The organism is uncultured Rikenella sp., from assembly GCF_910577125.1.
Taxonomy (GTDB): domain Bacteria; phylum Bacteroidota; class Bacteroidia; order Bacteroidales; family Rikenellaceae; genus Rikenella.
In genome coordinates this window covers 1-9,763 of record NZ_CAJTMN010000074.1, presented here as the reverse complement: position 1 = coordinate 9,763, position 9,763 = coordinate 1, and the positions used below count along the sequence as shown (strand labels likewise).

Genomic DNA, 9,763 nt, shown 5'->3' with positions numbered 1-9,763 from the left:
CTTGCGCGCTGGGCCTTCGGCCCACCCCCGGAGCGCGCAGCCCGAACACGACAGACGGTTTGGCCAAACTTTTACGGTTCGAAGAACCGCCCCGGGCTACCGCCACCACGCAGGAGGTTGGTTCGGCGGAGTCGGAGACTACGGATACAGTTGGGCGTCAGCGGCCCGTAACATGGAGTCCTATAGCCACGGTTTGTACCTGCACTTCACCTCGAACATTCTCGTTCCGGACAACCTGAGCGCTTGTGCCCACGGTCGTCAGTTGCGTTGCCTCTCGGAATAAACGGTGCCTTCGGGCACGCCGAAATAGTAGCCTCTACCCCAATGCCCCACAGGCTCCGCCCCCCATAAACCCCGCCCCGGGCTTCCGCGACGCAGGGAACAACGGGTGGTTAGGCGATCTGATGTACGTCGGACACCACAGTTTCAGCTGGTCTTCCGCTACAAACAGCAGCCATGGCATAGACTTGAAGTTCCATGTGCAGAGCCTCAGCACCAGTAACTCGGACAACCGCGCCCACGGTTTTCAGTTGCGTTGCCTCTCGGAAGAAACAGAGCACCTACTCGACACAGGAAAACCGACAACCCGCCAAATGCCGAAATTTCCGCCGGAAAGTATTATCTTTGACGACAAACAAAAATCCGATCCATTACCGACCTACGGACAACCCTTTCGCTATGGCCGTCACCAACAACACCATGATCCTGCGGCGCGAGCTTCTCACGCGCATCGTCAAACTGCTCCACGCCGGCAGGCTGGAAACAGAGATCGACCGCATCCCCTACGAAATGAGACCCAAAGGATACGAAGAGATCTCGCGGTGCTGCATCTACAAAGACCGCGCAATTCTGAAATACCGCGCCATGGGGATCCTCGGTTTCGGCATCGAAGAAGAGGAGGACGAGATGACCCCGCTGGCCGAATACGTCCGACGCGCGTTCGACCGGAAAGCGATCTCCGAAAATCCGCTGACCGTCATGACCGACGCCTGCTCGGCATGCGTGAAAGTCAACTACGTCGTCACCAACATGTGCCGGGGATGCGTGGCGCGGCCCTGCGAAGTCAACTGCAACAAAGGCGCCATTCACTTCGCCAACGGACAGGCACATATCGACCCGACCAAATGCGTCAACTGCGGACAGTGCATGAAAAACTGCCCGTTCCACGCCATCGTCTACATTCCGGTGCCGTGCGAAGAGTCGTGTCCCGTGGGAGCCATCAGCAAAGACGAACACGGCAAAGAACATATCGACCCGGCGAAATGTATCTATTGCGGCCGCTGCCTGTCGGCCTGCCCGTTCGGAGCCGTGGTCGAGAAGTCCCACCTGATCGAGCTCTTCAAATCCTTTCAGTCGGATAAACCGACCGTGGCGCTCGTCGCACCGGCCGTGGCGGGACAGTTCAAAACCTCGCTCGCCAATATCATCGGCGCCATCAAAAAGCTGGGGTTCGACGACGTGATCGAAGTGGCCAAAGGGGCGGACGTGACAACGGCCAACGAAGCGGCCGAACTGGCCGAAAAAGTTCTGGACGGCGACCAGGCATTTATGACCACTTCGTGCTGTCCGTCGTATTACATGCTGGCGCACAAGCACATGCCGGAAATCGCGCCCTACGTCTCGCACACGCGGAGCCCGATGTACTACACCGCAGAGATTGCCCGGAAACAATATCCGGACGCCACGCTGGTCTTTATCGGGCCGTGCGTCGCCAAGCGGAAAGAAGCCTACGCCGATCCGAACGTCGATCTGATGCTGAGCTTCGAAGAGCTCGGCACCATGTTCGTCGCCATGGGCGTGGACACCTTCGCCGACTCGAAAACCACATTGGACGGCGAGATTCTGGCCAGCAGCCGCGGCTATGCGGCGAGCGAAGGCGTGATGAACGCGGTGGCAGGGGCTTTGCCCGCTCCGTACCGGGAACAGATCCGGCCGGTCGTCATCAACGGCATCGACAAACAGACCATCCGCGAGATGCGGGGATATGCCAAGAGCTGTCCGGGGAACATGGTCGAAGTGATGGCCTGCGAAGGGGGATGCATCAACGGATGCAACGTCATCGCCAATCCGAAAATCGCCGCCCGACAGGTCAAAGAGCTGGCCAAAGAGCAGCCCGAAACCAAGTAAATAACGGATACATTACAAGATATGGACTTAAAAGTAAAAGTAACCGACCGAATCTATTGGCTGGGTACCAACGACCGGAGGAAACACCTTTTCGAAAACCTGTGGCCCCTGCCGGATGGAGTAAGCTATAACTCCTACCTGATTGTGGACGAGAAGACCGCCCTGCTCGACACCATCGAGATGGGAACCGGAGGCGATTATGTGGGCTGGATCGAGCGGCTCCTGAACGAAGCGGGACAGACGAAGTTGGATTATCTGATTATCAACCATATGGAACCCGACCACTCGGGTGAGATCGGGGATATCGTGCGCCGCTGGCCGGACGCGAAAATTGTCGGAAATTGCAAGACTTTCAAGATTCTGGAAGGCTATTACGGCATCACCGAAAACCTCGTCGAAGTAGGGGAGGGCGATACGCTGGATCTGGGCCATCACAAACTGCAATTCGTGATGACCCCGTGGGTGCACTGGCCGGAGACCATGATGAGCTACGACACCACGGAACACATCCTGTTCTCGGGCGACGCTTTCGGCACGTTCGGAACATTGGACGGGGCGATTTTCGATGACGAAATTGCCGATTTCGACACCAGATACTTGGGCGAGATGCGGCGATACTACTCCAATATCGTCGGGAAATACAGCAATATGGTGCAAAAGGCATTCGCCAAGCTCGGTTCGGTGCCAATCGACACCATTTGTCCGCTCCACGGACCGGTTTGGCGGAGCGAGCCGAAAAAAGTGATCGGACTGTACGACCGCTGGAGCCGGTATGAAGCGGAACCGGGCGTTGTGATTATCTACGGCTCGATGTACGGCAACAATGCCGCTACGGCGGACTACATCGCCCGCAAGTGCGCGGAAGCGGGGATTCGGGATATCCGCGTGCGGGACGCTTCGAAGACCCATCTCTCGTATCTGATCGATGACATGTGGCGGTACCGGGGGATTATTCTCGGAAGCTGCGCCTACAACACTCAGATGTTCCCGACCGTCGAGCGGCTGACCACCGAACTGCTCCATATGGGGGTAAAGAATAAGGTGTTGGGGCTCTTCGGCTCGTACAGCTGGAACGGGGGCGGGGTGAAGAACCTGAAAGTTTTCGCCGAACAGATCGGTTGGCCGCTGGTGGCCGAACCGGTGGATGTGTTCGGCACCCCGACACCGGAAAAACTCGCCGCCTGCGACGCTATCGCACAGGGGATGGCTGCGGCATTGAAGAACTGAGACGCACAATAGATGGAAAATCTCGTCGACGGCCGTTGCGGCTGGGCCGGAACAGACCCGCTCTACGTCGAATACCACGACCGGGAGTGGGGGCGACCTGTTACGGACGATCGTACTCTGTTCGAATTTCTGGTACTCGAAAGCGCACAGGCAGGTTTGTCGTGGCTGACCATCCTGCGCAAGCGGGAAGGGTATCGGGAGGCTTTCCACGGCTTCGACGTCGGGAAAGTCGCCCGGATGGATCCGGAAACGGAGGTCGAACGCTTGATGCACCACGGCGGGATTATTCGAAATCGGCTGAAGATTCGCCACACCATCGAGAATGCGCGACGGTTCATCGCCATTCAGGAAGAGTTCGGAAGTTTTTATCAGTACGTCCTCTCTTTCTTCAACGACCGGCCCTTGCCCGTCGTGAACCATTTCGAGACCTTGGCCGAAATTCCCGCCACCTCGCCGGAATCGGACGCCATGAGCCGGGATATGCGGAAACGGGGATTCCGTTTCTTCGGATCCACGATTTGTTACGCCTTTTTACAAGCCACCGGCTTTGTGGACGACCATCTGGAAGGATGTCGCTGCAAAAGTCGAAACCACGCACATTAAAACACTATGCAACCGATTCCACCCGCCACCTCCTACACCGCGACCCTGATCGTGACCGACGCGCACAGCGCAGCCGCTTTAGGCTCCGGCGACCTGCCGGTACTGGGGACACCGGCCATGACCGCCCTGATGGAACAGGCGGCCATGCGGGCCATCGCCCCGTTTCTGGAGACCGGGACGGAAAGCAGCGTCGGCATTTCTCTGACCGTCACCCATGAGCGGGCAACGGCCATAGGCGATACCGTGACCGCGACGGCGACCGTCACCCATACGGACGGCAGGCGGATCGACTTCGCCGTCACGGCATCCGACTCCTCCGGAAACGTGATCGGAAAGGGTACCCACGCACGTTTTATCGTCGATGTGCAAAAATTTATGGCCCGAATCGGAAAATAATCGTAAATTTGAGGAGAGATTTCCAACATCGCACAATCAACTAATCAAAATCCAACACATAATGAGTGACAAAAAATTTCCGGCCGGTGTGCTCACCGGAGACAAAGTAGGGCAGCTGTTCGCCTATGCCAAAGAAAAAGGGTTCGCCATTCCGGCCGTGAACGTGACCGGTACCGACACCATCAACGCCGTGCTCGAATCGGCAGCGGCAGTCAACTCGCCGGTCATCATCCAGATTTCGAACGGCGGCGCCGCTTTCGTAGCCGGCAAAGGGCTGAAGCTCGAAGGACAGGAGGCACAGGTGCTGGGGGCTATCGCTGCGGCGAAACACGTACATACGGTGGCTAAGGCCTACGGGGTGCCGGTTATCCTGCACACCGACCATGCGGCTAAGAAACTGCTGCCGTGGATCGACGGCCTGCTGGACGCCAGCGAAAAACACTTCGCCGAGACCGGAACGCCGCTCTTCAGCTCGCACATGCTCGACCTGAGCGAAGAACCGCTGAAAGAGAACCTCGAAATCTGCTCGAAATACCTGACCCGGATGGCCAAGATGGGGATGACTCTCGAAATCGAACTCGGGATCACGGGCGGGGAAGAAGATGGGGTGGACAACTCGCACGTCGACTCGTCGAAACTCTACACCCAGCCGGAAGACGTCTGCCTCGCTTACGAAACCCTGATGAAGATCAGCCCGAACTTCACCATCGCCGCTTCGTTCGGGAATGTGCACGGAGTTTACAAACCGGGGAACGTGGTGCTGGAACCGAAGATCCTGCGCGACTCTCAGGCATACATCCACAAGACTTTGCACACCGCTACGGACAAGCCGGTGAACTTCGTCTTCCACGGCGGATCGGGTTCCGAACCGGAAAAGATCGCCGAAGCGATCTCCTACGGCGTCATCAAGATGAACATCGACACCGATACCCAATGGGCTTTCTGGAACGGGATTCGTCAGTACTACAAGAAAAACGAAGCCTACCTCCAGGGGCAGCTCGGGAATCCGGAAGGAGCCGACAAACCGAACAAGAAATTCTACGATCCGCGCGCCTGGTTGCGGGCCGGCGAAACCTCGATTATCGAACGCATGAAGATCGCTTTCGATAACCTGAACTGCGTAAACGTCTTGTAGTCCGTACACCTTCGCACGACACAACTGAGACTTGCTCACACCGAACGGCCCCAATCCTCACTGGGGCCGTTCGCTTAAAACGAAACCCAATAACACAGGATATGAAAAATTCAGTCGCAATACTCTGCGCCGGCGGCCCTGCGCCGGGAATCAATACGGTCATCAGCGCCGTCACCAAAATTTTCAGCCAGAACGGATATCAGGTGATCGGACTCAACGGCGGATACAAGAGTCTGGTCAGCGACGAACCCGACTTCGTCTACCTCGATTTCGAAACCGCCGACAATATCTACTGCCGGGGAGGCTCCGCACTGGTGATGAGCCGCTACAAACCGGCCGACAAGGAGTTCCGCACCGACTTTTTCGAACGTTATAACGTCAAGGTACTCGTCACGATCGGCGGCGACGACACCGCCTCGACCGCCAACCGGCTGACCAAATTCCTGAAAAGCAAAGGGCTCGACGTATCGAGCATCCACGTGCCGAAGACCATCGACAACGACCTTCCGCTGCCGGCCGGCTATCCGACCTTCGGGTATAACTCCGCGAAGGAAGAGGGGGTGAAACTGGCCACCACCCTTTATGAAGATGCGAGAACGAGCGGAAACTGGTTCGTCGTCTCCGCCATGGGGCGCGAGGCCGGGCACCTGGCATTCGGGATCGGCTCGGCCTGCCACTATCCGATGATCGTCATCCCCGAAATGTTCAACAAGACCCCGATCACGTTCGACAAGATCGCCCGGCTGGTGATCTCGTCGATGGTGAAACGCAGACTGATGGGGATTCCGTACGGCGTGGCGGTGATTTCGGAAGGCGTCTTCCACTTCATGAACGACGAGGAGATCATCAACACCGGCGTCCAGTTCACCTACGACGAACACGGACACCCGGAGCTGGGGAACGTCAGCAAATCGCACATCTTCAACATGCTCGTACAGCAGAAGCTCAAGACCTTGCGCATCAAGGTCAAGAGCCGTCCGAACGAGATGGGATACGAATTGCGCTGCTGCCGGCCGATCGCCTACGACCTCTCGTATGCCACCCAGTTGGGGTTGGGCGTATACGAGCTCTACAAGGCGGGGCACTCGGGGTGTATGGTGACCGTAGGGCGCGACGGCTCGGTCGAACCGCTCTTCATGGACAGCGTGGCGGACAAGGACGGCAAAATCATGCCGCGTCTGGTGGATGTGGAATCCCGGAAAGTGCAGCAGATTATCCAGAACAACTTGCACTACATTACCCGGGAGGACTACAAAGGGGCATCGAAATATGTCGATGATCCGGAAGAGTACGACTTCTACAAGATTCTCGAATGGGAACGGTAGGGGATTGTTCTCCACATGACCTTTACTAAGCAGCAATCGGGCCGGTTTTCATTTCTGAAAACCGGCCCGATCCTATTGGCTGATAATCTATCTATCCCCCCATCATCCCAACCGCCTCACCATCCGCTCGAAGACCGCCTCAGGCGCCAGATCGTTCATGCAGGCATAATCCCCCCGCCAGCAAACCTTGTGTCCGTAGACCGAACACGGCCGACAATCCATCTCCAACCCCACCGCATCCTCCGCCGCCTGTCCCAGCCCCAGAAATCCCGCATACGGATGCGTCGCCCCCCACACTGAGACCACCGGCACCCCCACCAGCGACGCCATATGCATAGCCGACGAGTCCATCGACACCATCAGATCCAGATTCGCCATCAGGTCCATCTCCTCCCGCAGGCTGAACCGCCCGACGACCGACACCGCACGCCCGGAAGGCTCCTCCGCCACGGCCCGTTCCGCCAGCCTCCGTTCCTCCTCTCCGCCCCCGAAAATAAACATCCTCGCCTGCCGCCACCGTTCCCCCGCCATCCGCATCACCTCCTGCATCTTCTCCAGCGGATAGACCTTGCCCTGATGTTGCGCAAACGGCGCAATCCCGATCCACACACCCCCCGCCGCCTTCGAAAAGCCCAAACCCGCCGGCACCACCCGCTCCCGGCGATAAAAAGAGAGCTCCGCCGGTACCGTCCCCAACTCGAATCCCGCCTGCCGGAAGACATCCGCATACCGATCGATACTTGTCCGCAACTGCCTCATCACCTTCCCCTTGCCCGGAGCGGCCGTCAGGTGTTTCTTCTCCACCCGCCCTTTGTCGATATGGAAAGTACGCACCCCCGCCAGCCGGTAAAATTTCCGCAAAAGCTTGGAATAGATCTTGTCCTGAAGGTCGATCACCATCTCCACCCCCGGACAACTCCGCCGCAACTCCCGGAACAGCCGCACCAACCCTTTGACTCCCCGATGCGCCTGCCCCTGGTCGATATTTATATTATGAATCGTCAGCCGGTCGATTCCGTCGAAAAAAGGCTCGTAGAACCGCCGTGTCAGCAAAACGATCTCCACCTCCGGATATGCCTCCGCCACCTGCGCCAGCACCGGCGCAGTCATCGCCACATCCCCCATGGCTGAGGAACGGATCACCAGTATTTTCTTCGGCACGGCCTTCACGTTCGGAGTAGAGTAGTAGAGGGTCTATTTTTGAGCATACAACACCGGGTTCAAAGCCGGATCGTTGTACATCTTCATCTGTTTATAGAGTTTCATGTATTTTCGTCCCGCCTCGATATCCGCCAGCAGCTCTTCGATCGCCTGCGAGAGGTCTTCCCGCTGCACCCGCAGCACCTCCAGCTTCCGCCCGCAGGCTTCGCGATGCTCCGCCGAAGCCCCCTGGCGCACCGCCTCCTGCTCCATGTGATAGATCTTTAGGGCCAAAATCGACAACCGATCCACCGCCCATGCCGGTGTCTCGGTATTGATCCGCGCATCCGCAGCCGGCGTAACCGTCTTGTATTTATCCAGAAAATAGCTGTCGATATACTCCACCATATCCGTCCGCTCCTGATTCGAGGCATCGATCCGCCGTTTGATGGTCAGCGCCGTCGCCGGATCGATCTCCGGATCACGGATAATATCCTCCAGATGCCACTGCACGGTGTCGATCCAATTCTTGGCATATAACAGGTGCTCGACCTCCCCCGCGGCATACGGATTCTCGATCGGCGTATCCACCTGATCGTGACGATGATAATCCTCTATCGCCCGGCGAAATATTTCGTTACAGCGTGCCGTAAACATTTTTCTCCAAACCATTTTCGTTGCGCACGCAAAGATAAAACATTTTTTGCCGGAAAGCCTCGTTTTTCTACATTTGCACGACACATTCCCTCACTCAGGCATGAACCGAATCGCCCGTCAGTTGTTCCTGGCTTTGCCGCTGTTGCCGGCCACCGCCGCCGCTCAATACAAAATGAGCACCCAGGAGTATATCGACACCTACAAGCAGCTGGCCATCCGCACCATGAAAGAGTACCGCATCCCGGCCAGCATCACCATGGCCCAGGGGCTGCTCGAATCGGGCAACGGCGGAAGCCGGCTGGCGGTCGAGGGGAACAACCACTTCGGAATCAAGTGCAAAGGTTCGTGGCGCGGCGAAACGATCCACCACGACGACGACGCGAAAGGGGAGTGCTTCCGGAAATACCGCAACGCGGAACACTCCTACCGCGACCATTCGAAATTCCTGACCGAATCGCCCCGCTATGCCCGGCTGTTCGAACTCGACGTGACGGACTACAAGGGCTGGGCCTACGGTCTGAAAGAGGCGGGGTATGCCACCAATCCGAAATATCCGGAGCTGCTGATCGACCTGATCGAGAAAAACCGGCTCTATCTGCTGGATCGTCCGGCCGGCCCGGGCGGCCTGTTCGGCCACCGCAAAGAGAGACGGGACGCGGACGACACTCCCGCCGCCTCATCGCCGCAACAGCAACAGCCGGTTCACCGACATGTCATCGAGCAGAACAACCGCGTCCGCTACATCGTGTCGGAAGAGGGGGAAAGTTTCGCCTCCATCGCCGAACAGTACAACATGCCGATCCGCCGGCTGCTCCGACTCAACGACCTGAGCAGCGCGTTCCCGCTCCCTGCGGGCACTGCGGTCTACATCAGTCCGAAACGCAAGCGGGCCGCTCTGACCCGCATCCATACGATCGAACAGGGCGATTCGTATCACGCGGTGGCCCAACGCTACGGCATCAAGCTCCGCAGCCTCCAAAAGATGAATCCGACGATCCGTTATTTTCCGCCGCGGGTCGGCCAGGAACTCCGCTTACGCTAATTCTTTTCTTGCTATTGGAGAGGACTGTTCTTTTTGTGAACAAAAAGAACCAAAAAAACTTTAGAGGATGCTTACGCATCCTAAAGCTGCCGGCGGCCCAACTCTCGGACT

The 9,763-nt window shown here is 57.7% G+C and carries 10 protein-coding genes; 8 read left to right on the top strand and 2 right to left on the bottom strand.

Annotation, left to right across the window (positions count from 1 at the left end; genetic code table 11):
- The 7 genes from QZ292_RS07855 to QZ292_RS07825 form a co-directional block, all read left to right on the top strand.
- A partial coding sequence (locus QZ292_RS07855) for a hypothetical protein (RefSeq protein WP_294600278.1) occupies window positions 1–283 on the top strand: 283 nt, incomplete at its 5' end.
- 341 nt (window positions 284–624) lie between these two features.
- Window positions 625–2,127, top strand: a complete 1,503-nt coding sequence (locus QZ292_RS07850; protein WP_294600275.1) for a monomeric [FeFe] hydrogenase — start codon at window positions 625–627, stop codon at window positions 2,125–2,127.
- A 21-nt stretch (window positions 2,128–2,148) separates the two neighbouring features.
- Window positions 2,149–3,354: an FprA family A-type flavoprotein gene (locus QZ292_RS07845; protein WP_294600270.1), complete on the top strand. Its 1,206-nt coding sequence runs from the start codon at window positions 2,149–2,151 to the stop codon at window positions 3,352–3,354.
- A 12-nt stretch (window positions 3,355–3,366) separates the two neighbouring features.
- The gene (locus QZ292_RS07840; RefSeq protein ID WP_294600267.1) at window positions 3,367–3,957 is read left to right on the top strand and encodes a DNA-3-methyladenine glycosylase I; all 591 of its coding nucleotides are present in this window, start codon (window positions 3,367–3,369) and stop codon (window positions 3,955–3,957) included.
- 6 nt (window positions 3,958–3,963) lie between these two features.
- Window positions 3,964–4,353 carry a thioesterase family protein gene (locus QZ292_RS07835; RefSeq protein WP_294600264.1) on the top strand — a complete coding sequence of 130 codons (390 nt, stop codon included), beginning with the start codon at window positions 3,964–3,966 and terminating at the stop codon, window positions 4,351–4,353.
- A 61-nt stretch (window positions 4,354–4,414) separates the two neighbouring features.
- Window positions 4,415–5,488, top strand: coding sequence for a class II fructose-bisphosphate aldolase (gene fbaA, locus QZ292_RS07830; protein ID WP_294600261.1), 1,074 nt, complete (start codon window positions 4,415–4,417; stop codon window positions 5,486–5,488).
- Window positions 5,489–5,589: 101 nt separating this feature from the next.
- Window positions 5,590–6,813, top strand: coding sequence for a 6-phosphofructokinase (locus QZ292_RS07825; protein ID WP_294600257.1), 1,224 nt, complete (start codon window positions 5,590–5,592; stop codon window positions 6,811–6,813).
- A 102-nt stretch (window positions 6,814–6,915) separates the two neighbouring features.
- On the opposite strand, the gene QZ292_RS07820 is transcribed toward QZ292_RS07825, so the two are convergent.
- Both QZ292_RS07820 and QZ292_RS07815 read right to left on the bottom strand, forming a co-directional pair.
- On the bottom strand, window positions 6,916–7,974 hold the full coding sequence (locus tag QZ292_RS07820) for a glycosyltransferase family 9 protein (protein WP_294600252.1): 1,059 nt from the start codon (window positions 7,972–7,974) through the stop codon (window positions 6,916–6,918).
- A 33-nt stretch (window positions 7,975–8,007) separates the two neighbouring features.
- Window positions 8,008–8,610: a DUF4254 domain-containing protein gene (locus QZ292_RS07815; RefSeq protein WP_294600248.1), complete on the bottom strand. Its 603-nt coding sequence runs from the start codon at window positions 8,608–8,610 to the stop codon at window positions 8,008–8,010.
- 100 nt (window positions 8,611–8,710) lie between these two features.
- Here QZ292_RS07815 and QZ292_RS07810 point away from each other — a divergent pair, with 100 nt between their 5' ends.
- Complete coding sequence (locus QZ292_RS07810) at window positions 8,711–9,652, top strand: glucosaminidase domain-containing protein (RefSeq protein ID WP_294600244.1); 942 nt, start codon at window positions 8,711–8,713, stop codon at window positions 9,650–9,652.
- Window positions 9,653–9,763 lie beyond the last annotated feature (111 nt).